Origin of the sequence: Nocardioides sp. Kera G14, assembly GCF_020715565.1 — a bacterium.
In the GTDB taxonomy this organism is placed as follows: Bacteria; Actinomycetota; Actinomycetes; order Propionibacteriales; family Nocardioidaceae; genus Nocardioides.
This window is the reverse complement of the sequence record NZ_CP085839.1, coordinates 1,105,532-1,129,552: the sequence shown is the minus strand read 5'-3', so window position 1 is coordinate 1,129,552 and position 24,021 is coordinate 1,105,532. Positions and strand designations below refer to the sequence as shown.

21 protein-coding genes and 1 tRNA gene are annotated in these 24,021 nt (G+C 70.1%); 7 read left to right on the top strand and 15 right to left on the bottom strand.

Translation table 11 applies throughout. From position 1 onward, the window contains the following. Positions 1–6 precede the first annotated feature (6 nt). The 4 genes from LH076_RS05650 to LH076_RS05635 are packed head-to-tail and all read right to left on the bottom strand — an operon-like array spanning position 7 to position 5,092. Positions 7–885 (bottom strand): amidohydrolase family protein, encoded by an 879-nt coding sequence (locus LH076_RS05650; RefSeq protein ID WP_227783018.1) that lies wholly within the window; start codon positions 883–885, stop codon positions 7–9. Positions 886–907: 22 nt separating this feature from the next. Continuing rightward, positions 908–3,046 (bottom strand): catalase, encoded by a 2,139-nt coding sequence (locus LH076_RS05645; RefSeq protein WP_227783017.1) that lies wholly within the window; start codon positions 3,044–3,046, stop codon positions 908–910. 39 nt (positions 3,047–3,085) lie between these two features. Then, positions 3,086–4,234, bottom strand: coding sequence for a hypothetical protein (locus LH076_RS05640; protein ID WP_227783016.1), 1,149 nt, complete (start codon positions 4,232–4,234; stop codon positions 3,086–3,088). Between the two features lie 9 nt (positions 4,235–4,243). Continuing rightward, positions 4,244–5,092 carry a glycosyltransferase family 2 protein gene (locus LH076_RS05635; RefSeq protein WP_227783015.1) on the bottom strand — a complete coding sequence of 283 codons (849 nt, stop codon included), beginning with the start codon at positions 5,090–5,092 and terminating at the stop codon, positions 4,244–4,246. A 74-nt stretch (positions 5,093–5,166) separates the two neighbouring features. On the opposite strand from LH076_RS05635, the gene LH076_RS05630 reads away from it, so the two are divergent. Then, complete coding sequence (locus LH076_RS05630) at positions 5,167–6,348, top strand: alcohol dehydrogenase catalytic domain-containing protein (protein WP_227783014.1); 1,182 nt, start codon at positions 5,167–5,169, stop codon at positions 6,346–6,348. 30 nt (positions 6,349–6,378) lie between these two features. On the opposite strand, the gene LH076_RS05625 is transcribed toward LH076_RS05630, so the two are convergent. Together LH076_RS05625 and LH076_RS05620 are read right to left on the bottom strand one after the other, a co-directional pair. After that, entirely contained in the window at positions 6,379–7,227 is an 849-nt protein-coding gene (locus LH076_RS05625; protein ID WP_227783013.1) for an SDR family oxidoreductase, read from the bottom strand. Between the two features lie 28 nt (positions 7,228–7,255). Beyond that, entirely contained in the window at positions 7,256–7,855 is a 600-nt protein-coding gene (locus LH076_RS05620) for a TetR/AcrR family transcriptional regulator (RefSeq protein ID WP_227783583.1), read from the bottom strand. A gap of 151 nt (positions 7,856–8,006) precedes the next feature. Between LH076_RS05620 and LH076_RS05615 the strand changes: the two genes are divergently transcribed. From LH076_RS05615 to LH076_RS05600, 4 genes are read left to right on the top strand one after another with little or no spacing between them, the layout of a single operon-like run. Further along, complete coding sequence (locus LH076_RS05615; protein WP_227783012.1) at positions 8,007–10,850, top strand: amino acid permease; 2,844 nt, start codon at positions 8,007–8,009, stop codon at positions 10,848–10,850. After that, positions 10,850–11,845, top strand: coding sequence for an NAD-dependent epimerase/dehydratase family protein (locus tag LH076_RS05610; RefSeq protein WP_227783011.1), 996 nt, complete (start codon positions 10,850–10,852; stop codon positions 11,843–11,845). Before LH076_RS05615 ends, LH076_RS05610 begins: the two co-directional genes overlap by 1 nt. Continuing rightward, entirely contained in the window at positions 11,842–15,138 is a 3,297-nt protein-coding gene (locus LH076_RS05605; RefSeq protein WP_227783010.1) for a penicillin acylase family protein, read from the top strand. Before LH076_RS05610 ends, LH076_RS05605 begins: the two co-directional genes overlap by 4 nt. Further along, positions 15,135–15,947, top strand: a complete 813-nt coding sequence (locus LH076_RS05600; RefSeq protein ID WP_227783009.1) for an oxygenase MpaB family protein — start codon at positions 15,135–15,137, stop codon at positions 15,945–15,947. Before LH076_RS05605 ends, LH076_RS05600 begins: the two co-directional genes overlap by 4 nt. A 15-nt stretch (positions 15,948–15,962) precedes the next feature. Here the strand turns inward: LH076_RS05600 and LH076_RS05595 are convergent, their stop codons facing one another. Further along, the gene (locus tag LH076_RS05595) at positions 15,963–17,363 is read right to left on the bottom strand and encodes an amidase (RefSeq protein ID WP_227783008.1); all 1,401 of its coding nucleotides are present in this window, start codon (positions 17,361–17,363) and stop codon (positions 15,963–15,965) included. Between the two features lie 48 nt (positions 17,364–17,411). On the opposite strand from LH076_RS05595, the gene LH076_RS05590 reads away from it, so the two are divergent. Continuing rightward, complete coding sequence (locus LH076_RS05590; RefSeq protein ID WP_227783007.1) at positions 17,412–19,157, top strand: putative bifunctional diguanylate cyclase/phosphodiesterase; 1,746 nt, start codon at positions 17,412–17,414, stop codon at positions 19,155–19,157. A gap of 48 nt (positions 19,158–19,205) precedes the next feature. Beyond that, entirely contained in the window at positions 19,206–19,676 is a 471-nt protein-coding gene (locus LH076_RS05585) for a PPOX class F420-dependent oxidoreductase (RefSeq protein WP_227783006.1), read from the top strand. 7 nt (positions 19,677–19,683) lie between these two features. Here LH076_RS05585 and LH076_RS05580 read toward each other — a convergent pair whose 3' ends face one another. From LH076_RS05580 to LH076_RS05545, 8 genes are all read right to left on the bottom strand, one after another. Next, positions 19,684–20,334: a GntR family transcriptional regulator gene (locus tag LH076_RS05580; protein ID WP_227783005.1), complete on the bottom strand. Its 651-nt coding sequence runs from the start codon at positions 20,332–20,334 to the stop codon at positions 19,684–19,686. Then, positions 20,331–20,816, bottom strand: coding sequence for a 2OG-Fe(II) oxygenase family protein (locus tag LH076_RS05575; RefSeq protein ID WP_227783582.1), 486 nt, complete (start codon positions 20,814–20,816; stop codon positions 20,331–20,333). The genes LH076_RS05580 and LH076_RS05575 overlap by 4 nt, the downstream gene beginning before the upstream one ends. Next, a tRNA-Ala gene (locus tag LH076_RS05570) sits at positions 20,780–20,852 on the bottom strand. The genes LH076_RS05575 and LH076_RS05570 overlap by 37 nt, the downstream gene beginning before the upstream one ends. Before the next feature lie 67 nt (positions 20,853–20,919). After that, positions 20,920–21,525, bottom strand: a complete 606-nt coding sequence (locus tag LH076_RS05565; RefSeq protein WP_227783004.1) for a histidine phosphatase family protein — start codon at positions 21,523–21,525, stop codon at positions 20,920–20,922. Then, complete coding sequence (gene rsfS / locus LH076_RS05560) at positions 21,522–21,881, bottom strand: ribosome silencing factor (RefSeq protein ID WP_227783003.1); 360 nt, start codon at positions 21,879–21,881, stop codon at positions 21,522–21,524. Before rsfS ends, LH076_RS05565 begins: the two co-directional genes overlap by 4 nt. A gap of 74 nt (positions 21,882–21,955) precedes the next feature. Continuing rightward, positions 21,956–22,567 (bottom strand): nicotinate-nucleotide adenylyltransferase, encoded by a 612-nt coding sequence (gene nadD / locus LH076_RS05555; protein ID WP_227783002.1) that lies wholly within the window; start codon positions 22,565–22,567, stop codon positions 21,956–21,958. An 8-nt stretch (positions 22,568–22,575) separates the two neighbouring features. After that, complete coding sequence (locus tag LH076_RS05550; RefSeq protein ID WP_227783001.1) at positions 22,576–22,725, bottom strand: hypothetical protein; 150 nt, start codon at positions 22,723–22,725, stop codon at positions 22,576–22,578. A 28-nt stretch (positions 22,726–22,753) separates the two neighbouring features. Next, positions 22,754–24,019, bottom strand: a complete 1,266-nt coding sequence (locus LH076_RS05545; RefSeq protein ID WP_227783000.1) for a glutamate-5-semialdehyde dehydrogenase — start codon at positions 24,017–24,019, stop codon at positions 22,754–22,756. Positions 24,020–24,021 lie beyond the last annotated feature (2 nt).

The window sequence follows — 24,021 nt, the reverse complement described above, 5'->3', positions numbered from 1 at the left end:
AAGGCGTCAGGCGAAGAGTCGGGCCGCGTTGTCGTGCAGGACGCCGCGCAGCCAGGCGTCGCCGAGCTCGAGCCGCTCCACCGCCTCGACCGCATGGAGGTAGGGATAGGGAATGTTCGGGAAGTCGCTGCCGAAGAGGATCCGCTCCCCCAGCTCGTCCAGCCGCGGGCGAAGCTCCGGAGGAAACGGGGCGAGCGCCTCGGTGAAGTCGGTGAAGACCATGGTCGTGTCGAGATGCACGCCCTCGTAGCGGTCGGCGAGGTCGAGGAAGTCCGCGTACTCCGGCAGTCCCATGTGCGCGATGACCAGCCGCAGCCGAGGATGGCGACGCATCAGCGTGCGCATCCGGTCCGGGCCGGTGAAGCGACCCGGCGCGGGACCTGAGCCGCAGTGGATCAGCACCGGCACCTGCGCGTCGGAGACCATGCCCCAGGTCGCGTCGAGCGCGGGATCGTCGGGCGCGAAGTCGCCGACCTGGATGTGGATCTTGAAGATCCGCGTCCCCGAGCCGAGTGCGAGGTCGACGTACTGCTCGACGGAGGGCTCGGGATAGAAGGTCGCGGTCTGCAGGACCTCCGGTGTACGGGCGGCGAAGTCACGAGCCCAGGCGTTGAGCCAGGCGGCCATGTCCGGGCGGTGGGCGTAGATCATCGACGTGAACCGCAGGACGCCGAAGTCACGCAGCAGTCCGATCCGCTGCTCCTCGGCGAACCGGTAGGTGATCGGCCACTCCATGCCCGTCATCGGCCCGACCGCGTCGAAGTAGTCCCACACCTTCGCCAGCACATTGTCGGGCATGAAGTGCGTGTGGACGTCGATGAGGCCGGGGAGGCCGAGCCGCTCGATGACGGCCCGGACCTCCCCGGCCTCCTCATGATGGCTCACGGCGCCATCCTGCCGTAGGGGCTCAGGCCGGGAGGGCGCGGTCCCACACGCGGTGCTTGGCGAGCAGAGGTGTCAGCGCCTCGAGGGCCGCGGCACCACTGTCCGCACTGATGATGCCCACCTCGTCGGCATGCCCCGACGCCTCGACGGCCGTGACGCCGGTGCCCCAGGCGGCGATGGCCTTGAGGTGCCGTGCGGCCTCGTCGATCAGCCGCACCGCACGCGGGTCGACCCCGCCGTCGCCGAGCGGCGGGGCGGCAGCGACCAGGAGGGCGTCGTACTCCACCGAACGGGCCGTGGCGAGCGACCGCTGGAGCGGCGTCCCGTCAGGCAGCATCCCGCCGGTCGGTCCGATGAGGAGCGGCACCATGCCGGCGGCGTCGATCGCGGTCCGGAGTTCGTCCAGGCCGGTCGTGTCCGCGTCGACCAGGATGCCGATCATGCGACCGTCCGCGGGCCACTCCTCGCCGATCTGTGCCAGCGCGGGGCTCGCCTCCACGTCACCGACCTCGAGCGTCGGGGCGGGTGCGGGCAGCCCGAGCTGGGCGGCCACCCCGGCACACAGCGTCGTGTCGATCTCGGCGAGGCACTGGAGCTGCCTCTCCTTGATTGCCTGCTCGTAGACCTTGCCGAGCTCGAACGCGTAGGCGTCGATGATGTGCTGCTGCTCGGGCGGTGTGAGGCTCCGGAAGAAGAGTCGCGGCTGGGTGAAGTGGTCGTCGAACGAGGCCGCCTGTGCCCTCGTCTTCGGCGCCGAGGGAAGCACGACCGGCAGGTCCGTGAAGGCTCCCTCCGGGTCACCGGCGAGGAAGGGGCAGCCGCCGTCGAGCGAGTTGGGCCGGTACGGCGCCACACCCTCCTGCACGGCGTGTTGGTGGAAGCCGTCGCGGAGCATGTCGTTGACCGGGGCGTGCGGACGGTTGATCGGGATCTGGTTGAAGTTGGGCCCACCCAACCGCGACAGCTGCGTGTCGAGGTAGGAGAAGAGCCGGGTCTGCAGGAGCGGGTCGTCGGTGACGTCGATCCCGGACACGAGGTTGCCGACGTGGAAGGCGACCTGCTCGGTCTCGGCGAAGTAGTTGGTCGGGTTCGCGGTCAGGCGCATCCGGCCGATCGGCTGGAGCGGTGCCCGCTCCTCGGGAACGATCTTGGTGGGATCGAGGAGGTCGATCCCCTCGAAGGTCTGCTCCGGGGTGTCGGGGAAGACCTGCACCGAGAACTCCCACTCCGGGAAGGCACCGGACTCGATCGAATCGGCCAGATCGCGACGGTGGAAGTCGGGGTCGAAGCCACCCAGCAGCTGCGCCTCCTCCCACAGCAGCGAATGCGTGCCGAGCTTGGGCCGCCAGTGGAACTTCGCGAGGCTCGTCTCCCCCTCGGCGTTGACCAGCCGGAAGGTGTGCACACCGAAGCCCTGCATGTGGCGGTAGGAGCGCGGGATGCCACGGTCGGACATGTTCCAGATGGTGTGGTGCTGTGCCTCGGTGTGGAGCGAGACGAAGTCCCAGAACGTGTCGTGCGCCGACTGCGCCTGCGGGATCTCGCGGTCGGGGTGCGGCTTGCCGGCGTGGATCACGTCGGGGAACTTGATGCCGTCCTGGATGAAGAAGACCGGGATGTTGTTGCCGACGAGGTCGAAGTTGCCCTCGGCGGTGTAGAACTTCGTGGCGAAGCCGCGGGTGTCACGGGCGGTGTCCATCGAGCCGCGCGAGCCGAGCACCGTGGAGAAGCGGACGAAGACCGGCGTCTCGACGCCCTTGGCCAGGAAGGCCGCCGACGTCACGCTGTCGGCCGTGCCGTAGGCCTCGAAGACGCCGTGCGCGGCGTAACCGCGGGCGTGTACGACGCGCTCGGGGATGCGCTCGTGGTCGAAGTGGGTGATCTTCTCGCGCAGGTGGTGGTCCTGCAGCAGGGTCGGACCGCGGTCGCCGGCCTTGAGTGAATGGTCGGTCTCGCGCAGTCGCGCTCCCACCGACGTGGTCAGATAGGCGCCCTGCTGGGCGCGCGCCCTCTCGGCGTCGAGATCGGTGCCGGTCGCGGTGCGCACCTGGGGCGCCTGCTGGTCCGGCTTGGGCGGGTTCGGGTCGTGCGGCTCCGTCGGCTCCTCGAGCGTCGGGGGAACGGCCGCAGGAGCACCGGGGATGGTCAGGTCATCGGGCATGGAAGGCTCCTCATCGAGTACGACGGCGTCGTGCTGTCCTCAGCGGCCGTACCCGTGGTCCTTTACCTGATGCACTCGGATACGAAAACCGTCGACAGGAATTGCCGGCGCGCGGTGCGCATCGACCCGGGGAGGGCTGAGCACGTCGTGGTCCAGCGTCAGCAGGAGGTCCAGCGCCACCGCCATCACTGCCCTCGTGATCGGCTCGCCTGGGCACCGATGGCCCTGCCAGACGTCGCCTCCGCCCTGGGGAATCCCGCTGCCGACCAGGTTGAGCAGCACCCGGGTGCCGCGCCGCATCGGGCAGCCGCCGTACGTCGTCTCCTCACTCGTCCGCGCCACGACGGCCGGGAAGAAGGGGTGGAGTCGGCGTACCTCCTCGATGAAGCGCATCCGCTCGTCGGTGTCCGCCGCGGCCAGGCGCTCCGCGACGCCCGGACGCTCCGCAAGCGTCTGGCCGAGCTTGGCGATGAAGACCGAGACGGCGACCGTGGGTCGCAGGATGTTGAGCAGCTCGACCGCGGCCGTGTGCACCGGCAGGAGCACGCCCGCCTCGTCGCGGTGCCGTGCGACCCTCTCGGCCAGCGTCGGTCGCAGCGGCGTCGGTCGACGACGCAGGTCGCGGATCACCCGCGTGGCCCACCGGTCACATCGGACCCGGTTCAGGAGGGCGCGCACGTGGCGGGGCCCGGGGCCGGCGGCATCGTCGAAGAGCGAGACGACGGACGGCGTCCGGCGCTCGGCCTCCCCCGGCCCCAGGGGGACGCCCGCCCAGCGGCAGACCGCCCTGAAGAGCGGCGGCTGCACCGCCCGGTAGAGCGACACCTCCCGGCCGGCCCACGAGGCAGCGGCCGCATGCAGCTCCGCGGCGACCTCGGCTGCCAGCCGGGTCACCTCCTGCTCGTCGTGCAGCGGGGCGAAGAGCTGCTTGCGATGGTGGTGCGCCCGACCGTCAAGCGACTGGACGCCGCCGCGGCCGAAGAGGGTCAGCTGTACCGGCAGCGGCGCCGCGCCGGCCCGGTGGAGCTGGGGGCCGTAGAACCAGTCGGCCGCCTCGGGACCGCTCAGACAGACCGCCGGCTGCCCCAGCAGCCCGGTCCGCGCCACATCGCCGCCGCCGGAGCGCCGCAGCTCGGTCAGGATGAAGCCGTAGGGGTCGCGCAGGAGTCGAAGGGTGTGGTCACGCATGGCCGCTCCTCACGCCGCCGCGTCGAGCTCGCGGCGGGCGCGCTCGAGCGCGACCGGCAGCCGTCGCCGCTGGCCCAGCGCAGCGGGGAGCCGCGGCACCGCGTCCAGGACACCCCGGCGGGCCGCCGGGGTCTCGGTCATCGCGTGCCCGATCGTCGCCGCCACCACGGACCACGGGCGACGCATCACCGCGGTGAGCACACGGTTGCGCGACTCGAGTGCGAGGCGGTGCGCCGACGGTGGGCGCACCGTCGAGGGGTGGTGGTGGCAGACCACGTCGTCGACGTACGCCATCCGCCAGCCGGCGGCGGCCAGGTCGAGCGCGACCCGCTCCTCCTCGCCGGGGAAGTGCACGACCGGATCGAAGCCGCCGACGGCGAGGAAGGCCTCCCGCCGGACGATCGAACCGCACGCGATGAAGCCCAGGATGGCCGGCCAGGTGGTGTCATCGACGTTCCCCAGCTGGGCGTGAGCCATCTGCTCGCAGACCGGGTCGGTGCGCTCGTCGGGCCCGACCAGGATCCGTGCCTGGATGAGGGCCAGGTCCGGATGGGCGTCGAAGAGCTCGGCGGCACGCTCGAGCGCCCCGTCGTCCCACCACGAGTCGTCGTCGGAGAAGGCGACGTACGGCGTGGTCGCCGCGGACACCCCGACGTTGCGGGCGACGGCCCCCTGGTTCTCGGACAGCGCGATGACGTCGTACGTCGGGAACCGCTCCTGCACCAACGCCACCGTCTCGTCGTCGGAGCCGTTGTCCACCACGATCACCGGCTCCTGCTGGAGCGGCAGCGACCACGCGAGGTCGGCTGCGCGGTTGCGGGTGGCGACGACGGTGGTGACGCGCGCGCTGGGGCTCATGGCCGGTGGTTACCCGTGTGACCCACCTCCACACGGGTAACCACACCGCACACCATCAACCGGAGGAGACAGCAATGCGCGCCGTGACCTGGCAGGGCAATCGGAAGATGACCGTCGAGGACGTCCCCGACCCCGTCATCAAGGAGCCGGATGACCTGATCATCCGGGTGACGAGCACCGGCCTCTGCGGCTCCGACCTGCACCTCTTCGACCCGCTCGGGCCGTTCATGACGCCCGGCGACGTCGTCGGCCACGAGCCGATGGGCATCGTCGAGGAGGTCGGCCCGGAGGTCGCCGGGCTCAAGCCGGGCGACCGCGTCGTCGTCCCGTTCAACGTCAGCTGCGGGCACTGCTGGATGTGCAGCCGCGGGCTGCAGAGCCAGTGCGAGACGACGCAGAACCGCGAGCATGGCACCGGCGCGAGCCTGCTGGGCTACAGCAAGCTCTACGGTCAGGTCCCGGGCGGTCAGGCCGAGTACCTGCATGTGCCGTTCGGCAACTACGGCCCGATCCTCGTGCCGGAGGGCCCGCCCGACGACCGCTTCCTCTTCCTCTCCGACGTCCTCCCGACCGCCTGGCAGGCGGTGGAGTACGCCGGCGTCGGCCCCGACGACACGCTGCTGGTCATCGGCGCCGGGCCCATCGGCGACATGACCGCCCGCATCGCCCTGCACCGCGGCGTGCGGGTCATCGTGGCCGACCTCCTGCCCGAGCGGCTCGCCCGGGTCGAGGCACGCGGCGCGACGACGATCAACGTCAGCGACGGCGGCGATCTCACGGAGCAGGTCCGCTCGCTGACCGACGGGCGCGGAGCCGACGCGGTCGTCGACGCGGTCGGCATGGAGGCGCACGGCTCCCCCATCGCCGAGACCGCACAGAAGGCGGCGGGGCTGCTGCCGGACGCGATCGCACGTCCGTTCATGCTCAAGGCCGGCGTCGACCGGCTCGCGGCGCTGACGGGCGCCTTCGACGCGGTGCGTCGTGGCGGCACGGTCTCGATCTCCGGCGTCTACGGCGGCGCCAAGGACCCGTTCCCGATGATGCAGCTCTTCGACAAGCAGGTGCAGATCCGGATGGGCCAGGCCAACGTCCGCCACTGGAGCCCGGAGATCCTCGGCCTGCTGATGCAGGACGAGGACGTCCTCGGCGTGGAGTCGTTCGCGACGCACCACCTCTCACTCGAGGACGCCCCGAAGGCCTACAGCGACTTCCGCGAGAAGGCCGACGGCATGGTCAAGGTCGTCTTCACGCCCTGACGTTCCCGGATATGCGGGCGGGGCGGCCGATCAGAGGATCGGCCGCCCGCCCGTCACCGGGATCCGTGAGCCCGAGATGTAGCTGCCCTCGTCCGAGGCCAGCAGGACATAGACGGGTGCCAGCTCCGCCGGCTGCCCGGCCCGCCCGAGTGGGGTGTCGCCGCCGAACTGCGCGACCTTCTCCTCCGGCATCGTCGACGGGATCAGCGGCGTCCAGATCGGCCCCGGCGCGACGCTGTTGACCCGGATGCCGCGCTCCCCCAGCATCTGCGCCAAGCTCGCGGCGAAGTTGGCGATCGCCCCCTTCGTCATGGCGTACGGCGCCAGCTCGGCCTTGGGTGAGTCGGAGTTGATCGACGTCGTGGCGATGATCGACGCTCCGCTCTTCAGGTGCGGCAGCGCCCGCTTCACGAGGTGGAACATCGCCGAGATGTTCGTGGCAACGGTGAAGTCCCACTCCTCGTCCGGCACGTCCTCCAGCGACTCGTGCGTCATCTGGAAGGCCGCGTTCGACACCAGGACGTCGAGCCTGCCGAACTCCTCGAAGGCCTTGTCGATCACGTCGCGGCACTGCTGCGGCTGGGACAGGTCGCCCGGCACGAGGACCGCGCGCCGGCCCGCCTTCTCGACGTACGACGCCGTGTCCTGCGCATCCTCGTGCTCGTCCAGGTAGGAGATCACGACGTCGGCACCCTCACGGGCGAAGGCGATCGCGACGGCACGGCCGATGCCCGAGTCGCCGCCCGTGATGACCGCGACCTTCCCCTCGAGCCGGCCGTGCCCGACATAGCTCTCCTCGCCGCAGTCGGGACGCGGCTCCATCGCTGCGCTGCTGCCCGGCGGCTCCTGCTGCTGTGGTGGTTGCTGTTGCTCGCTCATGCCGTCGGCGTACCCCGACGCACGCGGCTCATGTGCGTGCGCGGTCCAGCAGGAAGCTCAACAGCTCGAAGATCTCGTGGGGCCGCGTGCCCTCGGGGTCGGCGAGCCAGGCCAGTGCCGCGCCGTCGATCGTGACGGCGATGAGGCGGGCCAGCGCCTCGAGCCCGCCCGGCAGCTCGCCGCCGTACGCCTCGAACCAGGGTTGCGCGGTGGCGGTGGCGACTCCGCGATAGGACGCGTACTGCTTGGCCGCGAGCTTCTCCATGCCCTGCGTCCGCAGGGCCACGATGGTGAGCTCGTAGAGGGAGAGCTGGCGACCGGGCTCGTCGTTGACGATGAACTCCCACGCAGCGCGGAAGGCATCGCGCAGGTCGAGGTCGCCCGTCCCACGGAAGAACGGCGTCTCGTGACTCGCCGCCTCGAGGTCGGCGACGGCCTTCTCGACCACCGCAGCGAGCAGGTCGTCCTTGCCGCCGAACCAGTAGTGGACCATCCCGAGCGGCAGCCCGGCCTCCGCAGCGATCTTGCGAGTCGTCGCGGCGCCGACACCGTCGCGGGCGATCACCCGCCCCGCGGCGGCGACGAGCGCGTCCCGCCGACCGTCCTCGTCGCGCCGACGGATCTGCATCTCTGCCACGTCCACATCCTGTCAGAGTGTCCAGTTCACTTGCCTTGGTCGCTTGACCAGTACGCATGACCAGACTAACGTCCCGCATCAACGCAGCGCATCAACGGCGATGTCCGCCCCCGGTTCCACGGTTGTTCATGGAGGTAGTGAGATGTCCACCACCGAGCACGGTCCCACCGACAAGCGCATGTTGACCACGAGCAGGGTGGTGTTCCTCGTCATCGCCGCGGCCGCTCCCATGGCGGCGCTGATCGGCACCGTCCCCCTCGCCCTCATCCGTGGCGACGGCATCGCGATGCCGTCGGCCTACGTGCTGACCGGCCTCACGCTGCTCTGCTTCTCGGCGGCCTACGCCGCGATGACGAAGCGCGTCACCAACGAAGGCGCCCTCTACCTACTCGTGGCACGAGGACTGGGCAAGCCGCTCGGCGCAGCGGCCGCGTACATGGCGACAGTCGGGTACGCCGCCACCGCGATCGGTCTTCCTGCGTCGTTCGGCTACTTCACGCACCTGGTCCTCGCGGACTCCGGCGTCAACGCGCCCTGGTGGCTGTGCACCGCCTTCGCCATCGCCTTCGTGGCCTTCCTCGGCTATCGGAACGTCGACCTCTCAGCCAAGATCCTCGGTTACCTGATGGTCCTGGAGTTCGCCGTCCTGATCGCACTCGACCTGCTCATCGTCGGGAAGCAGGGCGGAGCCGCGTTCCCCTTGCAGGCCTTCACCCCACACGAGATCTTCGGCGGCTCACTCGGCATCGCCGCGATCTTCACCTTCACCAGCTTCGTCGGCTTCGAGTCGGCCGCGATGTACGGCGAGGAGACCAAGAACCCCGAGCGCAGCATCCCCAAGGCCGTCTTCACGTCGGTCAGCATCATCGCCGGCTTCTACGTCCTCACCTCGCTGATCCTGATCGGCGGAGCCGGCGGGACCGACGCCCCCGCGATGGCCCGCACCGAGGTGGGCAACTTCGTCTTCACCCTCGCCCAGCAGTACGGCGGCACCGCGCTCTACGACGCCACGGCGGTCCTGCTGTGCACCAGCCTCCTGGCGTCGTACCTCGCACTGCACAACGCCGGCGCCCGCTACGTCTTCGCCCTCGGCCGCGAAGGCTTCATGCCGCGGGCACTGGGGACCTACCACCCGCGCCACCTCTCGCCACATCTCGCCAGCATCGCCGTCTCGGTGCTGACGATCGTCGTGATCGGCGGGCTCAGCCTTGCCGGGGCGGACCCCTATCTGGTGATCGGCGCCGGCCTGATCGGCCTCGGCACCCTCGGCGTCGTCTCGATGCAGGCGATCACAGCGCTCGCGACGATCGTCTTCTTCTGGCGTCGCAGCGACCGGCACTGGTTCTCCGGCCTGGTGGCTCCTGTACTCGGCTTCGTCGGCCTTGCCACCGGCATCGTCCTGGCGGTCACCAACTACGCACTGCTGACCGGCTCGGACGACACCGCGGTCAACCTGATCCCCGTGCTGCTGATCGCAGTGGGCGCCGCCGGCATCGCCCTGGCCCTGTGGCTCCGGAAGAACCGGCCGGCGGTCTACGCGTCCTTCGCCGTCAGCCACCTGCGCAAGCGCACCGACGCCGCCGTCGCACTGCCCAAGGTCGAATACACCCGGACGTACGTCATCGTGGGAGGCGGCCCCAGTTCGATGATCATGGCCCGTGCCCTGATCAAGGAGGGCGTCCCGTTCGACTGGTTCGAGCGCCACGGCGACTTCGGCGGCATCTGGGACATGGAGAACCCCGGGACCCCGATGTACGAGTCGGCCCACTTCATCAGCTCGCGCTACACGAGCGGCTTCTACGGCGAGCCGATGCCGTCGACCTTCCCCGACTACCCGACCTGGAAGCAGATCCGCGACTACATCCGGAAGTTCGGCCGCGACTGGGGCCTCTACGACCGGGTCACCTTCAACACCGAGGTGGTCCACGCGGAGGAGCTGCCGGGCGACCGGTGGCGCGTCACGCTCTCGACCGGTGAGGTGCGGGAGTACGACGGTCTCATCGCCGCGCCGGGTGTGACCTGGCACCCGAACGCCCCGAGCTTTCCCGGCATGGAGCGCTACCGCGGCGAGATCCGCCACTCGGTCACGTTCCGCTCCGGCCAGGAGTTCCTCGGCAAGCGCGTGCTCATCGTCGGCGCCGGCAATTCGGGTGTCGACATCGCCAGCGACGCCGCCCGCCACGCCGACGCCGCGTTCTTCTCGGTGCGCCGGGGCTACCGCTACGTGCCGAAGCACATCGGCGGTATCCCGACCGATGCGGTCATCAACGGCTACCTCGAGCCGCCGAAGGGACTGGCGCTCTCGTCCAACGTGAACGAGCTGATCGACTCCCTCGTCGGTGACCTCACCCGGCTGGGCCTGCCGGCGCCGGACCACGATGCCCTGTCGAGCCACCCGATCATGAACACCCAGGTGCTCCACCACCTCGCCCACGGCGACCTCACCGCCAAACCCGACATCAACCACTTCACCGAGACCGGGGTGAGGTTCAAGGACGGCACCGAGGAGGAGCTCGACCTGGTGCTCACCTGCACGGGGTACGAGTACCAGCTGCCCTTCCTCGACAAGGACCTCTTCACCTGGAAGGCCGGCCACCCGCAGCTCTACCTCAACGTCTTCAACCGCCAGCACGACAGCCTGTACGTCCTTGGTTTCATCGAGTTCGCCGACGCCGCCTATCGGCGCTTCGACGAGATGGCTCAGCTGATCGTGATGGATATCCGTGCCCGCGAGACGGGCCTCCACCGTGACGAACTCCTCGCACTCAAGGCGACCGACTTCCCCGACCTGCGGGGAGGGATCGCCTACATCGACAGCCCCCGGCACGCGAACTACGTGGAGTCACACACCTACCAGGCCTACCTGGCCGAGCTCCGCGACCGCTTCGGTTGGCCCGACCCCGACCACTCGTTCTACGACGACCTCCGGCCGGTCTCGACGCCTGCGAGCCGCCGACCCGAAACCACGCTGGAAGGGGTGCACTGATGCGCTGCCTGGTCACCGGAGCCACCGGCTTCGTCGGGAGCAACCTCGTCCGGAGCCTCCTCGACGGCGACCACGAGGTGGTCGCCACCGGGGCCCCTGGCTCGACCACCCGCTTCCTCGACGACCTCCCCCTCGAGGTCCGTCTCGCCGACCTGCTCGACCCGGCACAGCTCCCCGGGCTGGTCAAGGGCGTCGACTGGGTCTTCCACGTCGCCGGCGACACGTCGACCTGGGCGAGGCTCGCGCCGCGGCGCAGACGGGTGAACGTCGACGCCGCGGCACTGCTCGCCGACGCGGCGCTCCGTGCCGACGTACAGCGCTTCGTGCACACCAGCACCGTCGACGTGCACGGGTACAACCGCGACGGCTCCCCCCTGCCCGAGCGCGCCGGCGACACCAGCCTCTTCAACATCGGCTATGACTACGCCGACACCAAGGCTGCGGGAGAGGCCGCGGTGCTCGACCGCGTCGCCTCGGGACTGGACGTGGTCGTGGTCTACCCCGGCTTCATGATCGGGCCGTACGACCACACCCTCCAGCTCGGCCGGATCATCCGCGACCTCCAAGCCGGGAGGACGACGTTCTCCCCTCCCGGCACCGCCTCGTTCTGCGACGTGCGCGCCGTCTCCGCCGGCATGGTCGCGGCAGTCGAGAAGGGCCGCACCGGCGAGGGTTACAACCTGACCGGGCACAACCGCGCCTATCACGACGTCTTCACCCGGATCGCCGAGCTGGTCGGTAGCGAGACGAAGCCGCGGCGCGTCCCGTCGGCCGTCCTGCGGGGGTACGGCACCGTGGCCCAGTTCGCGTCGGGGCTCAGCGGCAAGCCCCCGGAGATGGACCCCGGCATGGCGAAGTACCTCTGCGTCCCGCAGGCCTCGGACTGGTCCAAGGCCCAGCGGGAGCTGGGTTACGACCCCGGCGATGTGGACACCGCCATCCGCGACGCAGCGGCCTGGTACGACGAGCACATGCCGGTCGGAGGCGGCCGATGAGGTGCCTGGCCGCTCTGGCGGCAGGCCTGCTGACGGTGCCGCTCCTCGCCGCGCTGCCCGTCGGAACGGCCCGAGCCGCCGACGCCCCGTACCCGCAGACGTACGCCGACGCCGGCGACTACTGCCTCGGCCAGTGCAGCTCGATCCTGCCGCCCGGCAATGACGGCACCGCGACCGTCGCGGAGATCCTCGCCAACCAGTTGCTCGGCACCCAGCCTGCGCACGCCGACGACGCCCTGCAGAAGTACGCCGGCCTCGCCTCCGCCTACACCGGGCTCACCGACGACCAGCTGTCGGACTACTTCAACGACGCCTCCTTCGTGCTCAGTCCGGACAACATCGAGAGCACCCAGAGGCCGGGTGGTCGCAGCGACGTGACGGTCGTCTACGACAAGAAGACCGGCACGCCCCACATCTACGGCACGACGCGCGAGGGCACCGAGTTCGGCGCCGGCTACGTCGCCGGCCAGGAGCGACTGTGGCTGATGGACGTGCTGCGCCATCTCGGCCGGGGCGAGCTCACCAGCTTCGCGGGCGGCGCGGCCTCCAACCGCAACCTGGAGTCGCAGTTCTACCAGCTCGGCGCCTACACCGAGGCCGACCGCCAGGCCGAGGTCGACAGCCTCGCCCACAGCGGTCCGCGCGGCGCCCTGGCAGTGGCCGACGTGACCAGCTACGTCGCCGGGATCAACCAGTACATCACCGACTCCAAGGCCAGCCTGAGCTTCCCCGGCGAGTACGTCCTCACCGGCAACGCCGACGTCACGGGAAACGGCATCCAGCCGTTCAAACCCACCGACCTGGTCGCGATCTCGGGCATCATCGCGGCCCTCTTCGGCACCGGGGGCGGCAACCAGCTCCAGGCCGCGCTGGTCAAGCTGGCCGCGGAGCAGCAGTTCGGCACCACCACCGGCGACAAGGTCTGGGCGGGCCTCCGCGAAGAGGACGACCCCGAGGCCACCCTCACCGTGCACGGCAGGACCTTCCCGTACGCCGCCAGCCCGGCCGACCCCGTGGGCCCCGCCCTGCCGGACGCCGGCTCGGTCGTAGCCCAGCCCGTCGTCTACGACGCCACGGGCTCCGCGGCCGACACCGCCGAGGACGCCGCGGCGGCACGCTCCGCCCGATCCAGCGCCTCGGCCGCCACGATCCCGGGCCTGTCGAAGCTGACCGGCATGTCCAACGAGGGTGTGCTCCCCGGCGGGCTGCTCGACACCAAGCACAGCATGTCGAATGCCCTCGTCGTGAGCGGGAGGCACACCGACGACGGCCACCCGATCGCGGTCTTCGGCCCGCAGACCGGCTACTTCGCCCCACAACTGCTCCTGCTGGAGGACATCCACGGCCCCGGCATCCAGGCACAGGGCGCCGCCTTCGCCGGGTTGAGCATGTACGTGCTGCTCGGGCGCGGACAGGACTACTCCTGGAGCGCGACCTCGGCGAACCAGAACATCATCGACACGTTCGCGGTGCCGCTGTGCAACACCGACGGCAGCCCTGCGACGCTCGACTCGTCGGCGTACGTCTTCCACGGCGTCTGCACGCCGATGGACGTGCTCTCCTCGACCGAGGCATGGAGTCCGACGATCGCCGACAGCACGCCGGCGGGGTCCTACACACTCAGGGCTTACCGCACGAAGTACGGCATGGTCGGCCATCGCGCCACCATCGGCGGGAAGCCCGTCGCCTACACGACGCTGCGCTCCACCTACCTGCACGACGCCGACACCCTCCTGGGCTTCCAGATGCTCAACGACCCGGATCTCGTGAAGGGGCCGAAGGGCTTCCAGGAGGCGGCGTCCCACATCGGCTACACGTTCAACTGGTTCTACATCGACGATGAGCACACGGCATACTTCAACTCCGGCCTCGACCCACAGCGCGCAACGAACGTCGACCCGAACCTGCCGGTCTGGGGCACCGCCGCCTACGAGTGGCGCAACTGGGCTCCGGCGACGAACACGGCCACCGACATCGGCGTCGCCGCACACCCCCAGGTCATCGACCAGGATTACATGATCTCGTGGAACAACCGGATCGCCGACGGCTACACCCAGAGCTTCTTCGGCATGGGCAGCGTCTACCGCGGCGACCTCCTCGACGACCGCGTGAGAGCGCTGATCGGCAGCGGGCTGAAGATCACGCGCGCCTCGCTGGCGGGCGCGATGGAGGACGCGGCCGTCACGGACCTCAAGGGTGAGGACGTGCTGCCGACGATCCTGCGGGTGATCGACTCCGCTCCCGTCACCGATCCCACCCAGAAGGCGACGGTGAGCGCACTCAAGTCGTGGCTCGCCGCGGGCGCGAAGCGCACCGAGACGACAGCCGGCAGCAAGAAGCTCAGCTTCGCCGACACGATCAAGACGATGGACGCGTGGTGGCCGCTGCTCACCCAGGCCGAGTTCGGCCCGACGATGGGCACGCAGCTGTACGACGCGCTTGCGGACGTCCAGACCGTCGACGAGTCACCGGCTGCCGCGCACTCCGGGGTCAAGCATCAGGGTGCCGCCTATGAGCACGGCTGGTGGTCGTACGTCGACAAGGACCTGCGCACCGTCCTCGGTGACCCGGTCCAGGGCGGCCTGGGCACGACCTTCTGCGGCAACGGCAGCCTGAGCGCCTGTCGGGCCGCGCTGCTGCAGAGCCTCAGCCAGGCCACCGCGGCGACGTACGCCGACACCTACCCCGCCGACACCGTCTGCTCCGCGGGTGACCAGTGGTGTGCCGGGGCGATCCAGCAGAACCCCCTCGGCGGTGTCACCCACGCCCTCACCACCTGGCAGAACCGCCCCACCTTCCAGCAGCTCGTGCAGTTTCCCAGCCACCGGGCGGTCCGCGACCCCGCTGATCCGACCAGTCCCGGCGGCGATGGCGGCACGGGCGGCACAGGCGGCACCGTCACGAATGGCACGCCGCTGACCTTCCGCTCGGTGGAGGCGGTCTGCCGCGCCGGCGCCGCGATCCGGCTCACGGGCCACTGGACCGGCCGGTCCAGTCGCACAGCACACCTGCGCCGCTACTGCTCCGCGCGGGCGACCGCGCGGCGGCGGCCCACGGCGAGCTACGCGTTCGTCGGACAGCAACTGCGCCTCGTGCTCGGGACGGCGAAGAAGGGCGGCACAGCCAAGCTCCTCATCGACGGGAAGGTGGTCAGGACGCTCCCCTTCAAGGGTCGCTCCAAGGCGCCTCGCTGGCGGACTGTCACCGTGTCACTTGCCCCGGGCAGGCACACGATGATCATCCGGCAGACCCGTGGGTCGGCGTACCTCGACCGGGTCATGATTGGACGATGACCACGGACACTCCGCAACCGGTGCCGGCCGGCTCGATCCTCCACCGTTATTACGGCGACTGGAGGGGCCTGCTGGTCGGCTCCGGCACCGGCATCCTGCAGTTGATGCACCCGGCGATCGGTGCGGGCGTCGTCCAGCACTCGAAGTTCTTCGACGAGCCCTATGCGCGGATCCTCCGGTCGCTGCCACCGATCATCGAGTCGAAGATCGGCGGAGAACGTGCACCGGCGGCTGCGGCCCGGGTGCGGGACTTCCACCTCGACATCAAGGGCGTCGACGAGCACGGCAACCGCTACCACGCGCTCGATCCAGAGGTCTGGTTCTGGGCGCACGCGACCTTCGTGATGGCCGACATGACGTGGATGGATCTCTACCACCACCGGCTCACCCGCGACGAGCGTGAGGAGATCTGGGAGGCAGGCAAGACCTGGTACCGGCTCTACGGGATCAGCGAGCGCCCGATGCCGGACACGCTCGACGAGTTCGAGGCCTACTGGGACCACATGTGCCGCGAGGCGCTCGAGGCCACGGAGGCGGCACGCTGGGCGGTCGCTGCATTCGACGATCCCGCCCGTGCACAACCGCCGGGTGTGCCGGACGCGGTGTGGCGGTTCGCCGGAGCCCGCGTCATGGAGGAGCAGCGGCTGATCACCGCAGCGATGCTGCCCGAGGTCGTCCGCGAGAAGCTCGGCCTGGAGTTCACCCGACGCGATCGCGCCCGGTTCGCGCGGCGCGTCGTGCTCCATCGGCTCACCCGGCCGGTCGTGAGCCCGGTGGCGATGCGGCTGCTGAGTCAGGTCTCCCGCTGAGTCGACCGGCGCCCATCAGTCGGTGATCGAGGGCCAGCCCACCTGCTCCTCGAGCGCGAAGGCGATCTCGAGGAGCGTCCGCTCGTCGCCGTACGCCGCCGACAACTGCACCCCGACAGGCAGCCCCGAGGCGCTGAGCCCGAGGGGCAGCGAGATGGCCGGTGCGCCGGCGACGTTGTGCAGCGGCGTGAAGGCGACGTGGTTGCGCAGTCTGTCGATGAGCTGGTCGAAGGGGACGTGCGGGCTGAGCCAGCCGAGCTCGGGCGTCACGTTCGCCACCACCGGTGAGAGCACCAGGTCGACCTGCTCGAACGCGGCCGCGTACCGGGCACCGGCCCTCCGGAGCCGCCACAGCGCGGCCGGCAGGTGGCGCGCGTGGCGCCGCAGGTGCCTGCGCAGCCCGAGTGTGAGGCCGTCGAGTCGCGAGGAGTCGAAGCTGCGGTCGTAGGTGACCTTGCCGAGGCTGCTCACCATCGTCGCGAGCATGCCCCAGTAGAGGACGAAGTCGTCGCCGAGCGTGGCGTCCGCAGGGACCCCGATCGGCTCGACGCTGTGACCCTGCTCCTCGAGCAGGGAGGCGGTGCGCTCGACCGCGGCGCGGGTCTCGGCGTCCACGACGGCGTCGGTGACGGACTCGAGCAGCAGGCCCACGCGCAGGCGGCGGTTCGCCGGCCCCTCGACGAGACCGATCGGCGCCAGCCGCGGATTGCGCCAGTGCCTCTCCATCGCCGCGTGGAAGACGGCGGTGTCGCGCACCGAGCGGGTGAGCACGCCCTCGCTGATGATCCTGATCGGCAGGACGCGCGCCTCCTCGCCGTCGATGTGCCTGCCCCTGCTGGGCTTGAGCCCGATCAGGCCGGCGGCCGCGGCCGGGATTCGGATCGAGCCGCCACCGTCGTTGGCGTGCGCGATCGGCACCGCGCCGGCGGCGGCGAGCGCGGCGGAGCCTCCCGAGGACGCGCCGACCGACCGCGTGGTGTTCCACGGGTTGAGGACCGGGGGCGCGACCCGGAACTCCGTGGTCGCGTTGAACCCGAACTCCGGCAGTCGGCTCTTGCCGAGCACCGTCATCCCGGAGCTCAGGTACTGCGTCGTGTAGCGGCCGTCCTTCTCCGACCGTCCGGAGACGAACGCGTCGGTCCCGTGGTTGGTCGGCATGCCCGCGACGGGGGTGTTGTCCTTGACCACCGTGGGGACACCGGCGAAGGCAGCAGTCGGATCCGGGGAGCGGCGGGGGTCGTCGTACGCCGTGTGCGCGAGTGCATTGAGCCGCGGTGCGACCGCCTGGAGCCGGGCGATCGCCGCCCGCTCGATCTCCTCGGCGCTGAGCTCGCGCCTGCGGACAAGGTCGGCCAGCGCGACCGCGTCGTGGTCGGCGAGAGCATCATCGGTGAACCCATGGATCCGGTCAGCCATGTGCCGACAGTAGAGGGTGTGAGCGGAGCATTCCCGTACCCTTCACGAGTGGCTGCATCTCTCGGAGGCACCTCTGCCGGATCGTATCGGCACGCCCCTGCCGTCGCTCCGCGGAAGATCCTCAGCCGGGCAGCGGGTGTCTTCTACCTGCTCGGCGGCATCGCGTGCCAGCTCCCGCCGGGCGACATCCGGCTCAGCGCGGGCCGGAACCTCACCATCCATGCCATCGGCTATTTCGAGCTCGTCATCGGTCTGGCCCTGCTGCTCACCGGACATCGCTGGCCCCGGTGGACCTACCACCCCCTGGTCGCCGGCGGCTCCATCCTGATCGCCGCGACGATCATGCTCGCCAGGGGATCGGCGACGGCCGAGGACCCGCTGATCACCTTCGCCCTGCCCATGATCGCCGGTACGGCGTTCTTCTCGTGGCGCGGAGCCGTGGTCCATGGGCTGATCGTCGACATCGCCGCATTCGTCGCCATGACCTACATCGACCTCTACGCGAGCCGGATCATCATCGTCCTCGGCGGACTCGCCTGCATCGGCGCCTCGGTCGGATGGCTGGCCCGCGTCGGCGATCGGATCGAGGAGGACCCGCTCACGGGGCTCGGCAACCGGCGGGCGCTGGCACGGCGGTTGGAGTTCGCCGTCGAGAGCGCGGCGCGGGGCAATGACGGTCTGGCGGTCGTGATGCTCGACCTGGACCACTTCAAGGCAGCGAACGACCGCGGTGGCCATGCCGCCGGCGATGAGCTCCTGGTCTCCTGCACGCGGCGCTGGCGAGAGGTCGTGCCCCACGAGCGTCTCCTCTTCCGGTACGGCGGCGACGAGTTCGTCCTGCTCCTGCCCGGCTGCTCCCTCGGCGAGGCCACCGAGCTCGCCGACGAGCTGCGTGCGGGCCTCCCGCAGGAGGCGACCGCGTCGATCGGCGTGGCCATGTGGGAGCGCGGCGACTCCAGCTCGCTCCTGATGGGCCGTGCGGACGTGGCGCTCTACGATGCGAAGGCCAACGGCCGCAACCAGACCGTCGCCTACGGTGATCCCAGCCAGGCCGCGCGTGAGATCGAGATGGCTCTGAAGGCGGGCGAGTTCGTCCTCCACTACCAGCCGATCGTGGCGCTGGAGGACGGGACAGTCCGGGGTGCCGAGGCGCTGGTGCGGTGGCAGCATCCCAAGCGCGGCCTGCTCGGCCCCTCGGAGTTCATCAGCCATGCCGAGCGCACCGGCAGCATCCATGCCCTCGGCGCCTGGACGCTCGACCGCGCAGTCGCCGCGGCCGCGGCCGCCGGGACGACCATGGTCGCGTCGGTCAACGTCTCCATCACCGAGCTGCGCAACCCCGCCTTCTCGAAGCTCGTCAGCGCGACCATCGAGCGACACCACCTCACGCCCCGCCGGCTCATCGTCGAGGTGACCGAGGGCGTCTACGACGAGCACGACCAGCAGGTCATCACCTCGCTCACCGAGATCCGGGCCCTGGGCGTCCGGGTGGCGCTCGACGACTTCGGCTCGGGGTGGTCGTCGCTGCGCTGGTTGACCTCGTTCCCGATCGACGTCATCAAGATCGACGGGTCGTTCGTGCACGGCATCGACAGCGGCGCCACCAGCTTCGAGGTGCTGAACGCGATCATCCGCCTCGGCAAGGCGCTCGGTCTCAGCATCGTCGGTGAGCAGGTCGAGACCGAGCGACAGGCCGCCGTACTCTGTGAGCTCGGCTGCGACCGGGCTCAGGGCTACTACTTCGGCCGGCCCGCGCCCGACCTTCCGGCCTCCGGCCTTCCCAGGCCCGCCTGATTCGACGTGCATCTGGTGCGGCATCTGCGGGTGGCTAGCCTGAAAGGCATGGCCCGAACGATCGCCACCACCACCGCCGTCGAGCTGGCTGAGCTGCTCGACTTCGTCCGCCCCCGCCACCAGATGGTGCTCCTCACCCGCCGCGCCGACGGCGGGCCGCAGGCCTCACCCGTCACCGGCGGCGTCGACGACTCCGGCCGCCTCGTCATCGCCACCTATCCCGAGCGGGCGAAGACCCGCAACGCCCGCCGCGATCCCGAGGTGAGCGTGCTCGTCCTCTCCGACGAGTGGAACGGCGCCTGGGTGCAGGTCGACGGCACCGCCGAGGTCGTCGACGCCACCCACGGGGACGAGGCGCTCGACGCGTTCGTCGAGTACTTCCGCAACATCTCCGGCGAGCACTCCGACTGGGCCGAGTACCGCCGGGCGATGGTCGATCAGGGCAAGTCGCTGCTCCGGATCACACCCACGCGTTGGAGTCCGATCGCCACCGGCGGCTTCCCCGCCCGCCTCGCCTGACCACGACTCACCGATTCCTGGCCTGGCGCCGCATCCGCACCAGGACCGCGGCGACATGGGCCATCGCCGCGGCCTCCGCGGCCTCGGCGTCGCCGATCTCGATCGCGTCGATGATGCGACGGTGCTCGTCGAGCGCGATCGACCGACTGGACTCGTCAGCCCACAGCCCGGAGTTGTGCAGGTGGGCCTTGGCGTCGAGCCGGTGCAGGGCATCACTGAGCGTCGGGTTCGCGGCGAGGTCCCGTACGGCGGTGTGGAACTCCAGGTCCAGGCGGGCATCGGCGAGCGGATCGGCTCCTGCCTCGATCTCCGTCGCCTGCTTCTCGACGAGCCTCCGGAGTTCGGCGGCCTGGGCCGCCGTCGCCCGCTCCGTGGCCTCCCGCGCGGCGAGACCGTCGAGCAGGCGACGTACGGTCATGACCTGGGCGATGACCGTGTCGTCGACCTCGATCACCCGCGCTCCCGCATGCGGGACGCTGACGGCCAGCCCCTCGGCGACGAGCCTCTGCACCGAGTCGCGCACAGGACTCCGACTCACGTCGAGCTCGGCCGCGAGCGCCGGCACGCTCAACGGCGCCCCGGGGGCAAGGGCGCCGGTGAAGATCCGGTCGACGAGCTGTGCGTAGACGGCGTCGCCGAGGAGCTGGGCCTCGGTCATGCTCCCGCAGCCCGCTTCGCTGCGCCCTCGCCGTAGTTGGCGGCGATCCGCTCCAGGAGATAGTCGTACGCCGTGATCGGCTCGTACTTCCCCTGCGGCGTCGTGATGACGACGTCGCGGTTGGCCTGGGCGAAGAACGGGATCGAATAGCGCGCTCCGGTGTACTCCCCGGGCAGCGGCGAGCGCACCCGGTGGAAGTTGGAGAGGAGCTGGTCGTCGCTCCAGCGCATCAGCATGTCCCCAATATTGCAGGTGATGGCGTCGTCACTGGGCGGAACGGGCGTCCACTCCGGAGCCTCGAGGTCACGACCCGGGCAGACCTGGAGCCCGTGCTGACCCTCGCGCTGGAAGAGCAGGGTGAGGCAGTCGAAGTGCCTAAATGAGACCAGGGCACTGTTCTCTCCTCTTTCGAGACTCAGAACAGTGCCCTGACCTGCCAATTCGGTGGAGGTGAGGGGACTCGAACCCCTGACCCCCTGCATGCCATGCAGGTGCGCTACCAGCTGCGCCACACCCCCGTTGGCGTTGTCCCGGAATGATCAGGCCCCGGGCAACGACGGAAAGATTAGCGGAAGCCCCGGCGGATCATGAAATCGGGGCCACCCGGTTGTAGCCGATGAGCCTCCAGCGGCCGGTCGGTTCGTGTCGTTCGAGCTCCACCCATCCACAGTTCGCCATCGGACCGAGGTCGTGGACGGCGTCGATCGGCCAGCCGAGGAGGTGCAGGGTCGCGAGGCGGATGGTGTGTCCGTGGGAGACGAGGAGGCCGGTGGCGCGCTCACCCACGGCCTCCAGCGCGGCGACGATCTCAGCGAGTGCCGGTGCGAGGCGTTCGGTGACCTGGACGTCCGACTCGCCGCCGTACTGGCTGTAGTCCCACGGCCCATGGCCGTGCTCGGCGAAGACGGACGGGCGGTCGCGGCCGGCGAAGGAGCCGACGTGGATCTCGCGGAGGCGCTCGTCGATGACGGCCGTGAGGCCCGTCAACGCCTCAACAGGAGCGGCGGTCTGGCGAGCGCGCCCGAGGTCGGAGGACCAGATCACGTCCGGCGGCAGTGCCGCCATCGACGCGGCCACACGCGCGGCCTGGGAGAGACCCTCCTGGGCCAGCGGGACGTCGGTGTGGCCCTGCCAGCGGCCCTCGGCGTTCCAGGTCGTGACGCCGTGACGCAGCAGGACCAGACGGGTCACAGCTCGCCGAGGTTGATCGACGGGCAATCGCGCCAGAGCCGCTCGAGGGCGTAGAACTGACGCTCCTCCTCGTGCTGCACGTGGATGACGACGTCACCGAAGTCGAGGAGCACCCAGCGGCCATCGCGGTCGCCCTCGCGACGCAGCGGCTTGGCCCCGAATTCGCGGACCTTGTCCTCGATCTCGTCCACGATCGAGCGCACCTGGCGGTCGTTGGGCGCGGAGCAGAGCAGGAAGGCGTCGGTGATCGCGAGCTGCTCGCTCACGTCGAACGCGATGATGTTCTGGGCGAGCTTGTCGGAGGCGGCGCGAGCCGCGACGACGCAGAGGTCGCGGGCGTAGTCGGTGGCCGTCACGAAGCCACCGCCTGTGGAAACGAGGGCAGCGAGGCCCGGAGGGTGGTGTGCGAGGGACGCATCGAGAGGGTCATTCAGTTCTCATTCGTATAGAGGGCGTGCTTGCCGATGTACTGCACGACGCCGTCGGGCACGAGGTACCAGATCGGCTGGCCGCTGCGGTGGCGATCACGGCAGTCGGTGGACGAGATGGCGAGGGCGGGGATCTCGAGGATGGTGACGCGCTCGGCGGGGATCCTCCCCATCACGTGCTCATCGATCGTGTAGCCGGGCCGCGTGCACCCGACGAACTGCGCGAGCTCGAAGAGCTGGTCGGCATTGCGCCACGTGAAGATCTCCGCCAGCGCGTCGATGCCTGTGATGAACGTCAGATCCGCATCCGGCATCATGGTCTTGAGGTCGCGCAGCGTGTCGATCGTGTACGTCGGCCCCTGCCGCTCCAGGTCGACGCGACTCACCGTGAACCGGGGGTTGGCGGCCGTCGCCACGACCGTCATCAGATATCGATGCTCGGCCGGCGAGACCTCCCGGTGCGACTTCTGCCACGGATCACCGGTCGGCACGAAGACGACCTCGTCCAGGTCGAAGACGCCCTGGACCTCGCTCGCCGCGACGAGGTGACCGTTGTGGATGGGATCGAAGGTCCCACCCATCACGCCAACTCTGCGCCGCGACGTCGCTGTCACGAAGTGGCTCAGGAGTGCTCGCGGCCGCCGGCGAACGCCAGCAGGATGAGCATGAGGCTGAGCAGGATCACGATGGCGACACCGCCGACGATCCAGTGGTTGACCTTCTCGGAGTGCTCAGCGGCCTCGGCGGCGTGCAGGACAACGGCGTTCAGCATGGGCTCACCCTACCGCGGGGCATCCCGGTCACCGCACGTGGCCGTCGCCGGTGACGACGTACTTCGTCGAGGTCATCTCCGGGAGACCCATCGGGCCGCGGGCGTGGAGCTTCTGCGTGCTGATCCCGATCTCGGCGCCGAAACCGAACTCGCCCCCGTCGGTGAAGCGGGTCGAGGCGTTGACCATGACCGCGGCGGAGTCCACCGCCGCGGTGAAGCGCCGCGCGGCCGCGAGGTCCTCGGTGACGATCGCCTCGGTGTGCCCGCTGGACCAGCGCCGGATATGCGCGATCGCGGCTTCGAGGTCGGGGACGACCGCGGCGGCGATGTCGAGGGAGAGGTACTCCGACTCCCAGTCCTCGTCGGTCGCAGGCCGCACTCCCTCGAAGGCGGCGAAGGCAGCGTCGCCGTGGATCGTGACGTCGGAGGCCTGCAGCGCCTTGACCACCCGCGGCAGGAACTCGTCGGCGATGTCGGCGTGGATGAGCAGGGACTCGGCGCTGTTGCAGACGCTGGTGCGGTGCGTCTTCGAGTTCAGGACGATGTCGATCGCCTTGTCGAGGTCGGCCGCCCGGTCGACGTACACGTGCACGTTCCCGACGCCCGTCTCGATCACGGGCACCAGCGAGCCCTCGACCACGGTGCGGATCAGCCCCGCCCCACCCCGCGGGATCAGTACGTCGACCAGCCCGCGCGCCTGCATGAGCGCGCCGACCGAGTCGTGGGTGTCCGACGGAAGCAGCTGGATCGCGTCGGCCGGCAGACCGCTCTCCACCGCGGCGTCGCGAAGCACCGCGACGATGGCGGCGTTGGAGGAGGCGGCGCTGCCGGAGCCGCGCAGCAGCACGGCGTTCCCGGACTTGAGACAGATCCCTGCCGCATCGGCGGTGACGTTGGGCCGTGCCTCGTAGATCATGCCCACGACGCCGAACGGCACCCGCACCTGGCGGAGCTCGAGACCGTTGGCCAGCGTCGAGCCACGGACGACCTCGCCCACGGGGTCGGGCAGAGCTGCGACGTCGCGTAGTCCCTGGGCCATGCCGGCGAGGCGCTCGGGAGTCAGCCGCAACCGGTCGATGATGTTCGGCGGCGTGCCGCCCGTCTCGCCCCGCTCCACGTCATCGGCGTTGGCCGCGAGGATCTCGTCGGCGCGTGCCAGCAGCGCGGTGGCCATCGTCTCGAGAGCGACGTCCTTGCTGGCGCGTGGGGCGAGGGCCAGGTCGTAGCTGGCCGTCCGGGCCGCGACTGCGGCGGCCCGGACGCCTGCGACGACATCGGGGGCGAGGGTGCTCATGC

Bases quoted from the DNA above. Each gene is read 5' to 3' on its own strand.
- LH076_RS05625 (WP_227783013.1), bottom strand. From the start codon at position 7,227: ATGAGCGAGCAACAGCAACCACCACAGCAGCAGGAGCCGCCGGGCAGC.
- LH076_RS05550 (WP_227783001.1), bottom strand. From the start codon at position 22,725: ATGCTGAACGCCGTTGTCCTGCACGCCGCCGAGGCCGCTGAGCACTCC.
- LH076_RS05610 (WP_227783011.1), top strand. From the start codon at position 10,850: ATGCGCTGCCTGGTCACCGGAGCCACCGGCTTCGTCGGGAGCAACCTC.
- LH076_RS05580 (WP_227783005.1), bottom strand. From the start codon at position 20,334: ATGACCGAGGCCCAGCTCCTCGGCGACGCCGTCTACGCACAGCTCGTC.
- LH076_RS05645 (WP_227783017.1), bottom strand. From the start codon at position 3,046: ATGCCCGATGACCTGACCATCCCCGGTGCTCCTGCGGCCGTTCCCCCG.
- LH076_RS05620 (WP_227783583.1), bottom strand. From the start codon at position 7,855: ATGCAGATCCGTCGGCGCGACGAGGACGGTCGGCGGGACGCGCTCGTC.
- LH076_RS05630 (WP_227783014.1), top strand. From the start codon at position 5,167: ATGCGCGCCGTGACCTGGCAGGGCAATCGGAAGATGACCGTCGAGGAC.
- LH076_RS05640 (WP_227783016.1), bottom strand. From the start codon at position 4,234: ATGCGTGACCACACCCTTCGACTCCTGCGCGACCCCTACGGCTTCATC.
- LH076_RS05600 (WP_227783009.1), top strand. From the start codon at position 15,135: ATGACCACGGACACTCCGCAACCGGTGCCGGCCGGCTCGATCCTCCAC.
- LH076_RS05545 (WP_227783000.1), bottom strand. From the start codon at position 24,019: ATGAGCACCCTCGCCCCCGATGTCGTCGCAGGCGTCCGGGCCGCCGCA.
- LH076_RS05595 (WP_227783008.1), bottom strand. From the start codon at position 17,363: ATGGCTGACCGGATCCATGGGTTCACCGATGATGCTCTCGCCGACCAC.
- LH076_RS05605 (WP_227783010.1), top strand. From the start codon at position 11,842: ATGAGGTGCCTGGCCGCTCTGGCGGCAGGCCTGCTGACGGTGCCGCTC.
- LH076_RS05635 (WP_227783015.1), bottom strand. From the start codon at position 5,092: ATGAGCCCCAGCGCGCGCGTCACCACCGTCGTCGCCACCCGCAACCGC.
- LH076_RS05585 (WP_227783006.1), top strand. From the start codon at position 19,206: ATGGCCCGAACGATCGCCACCACCACCGCCGTCGAGCTGGCTGAGCTG.
- LH076_RS05615 (WP_227783012.1), top strand. From the start codon at position 8,007: ATGTCCACCACCGAGCACGGTCCCACCGACAAGCGCATGTTGACCACG.
- LH076_RS05575 (WP_227783582.1), bottom strand. From the start codon at position 20,816: ATGCAGGGGGTCAGGGGTTCGAGTCCCCTCACCTCCACCGAATTGGCA.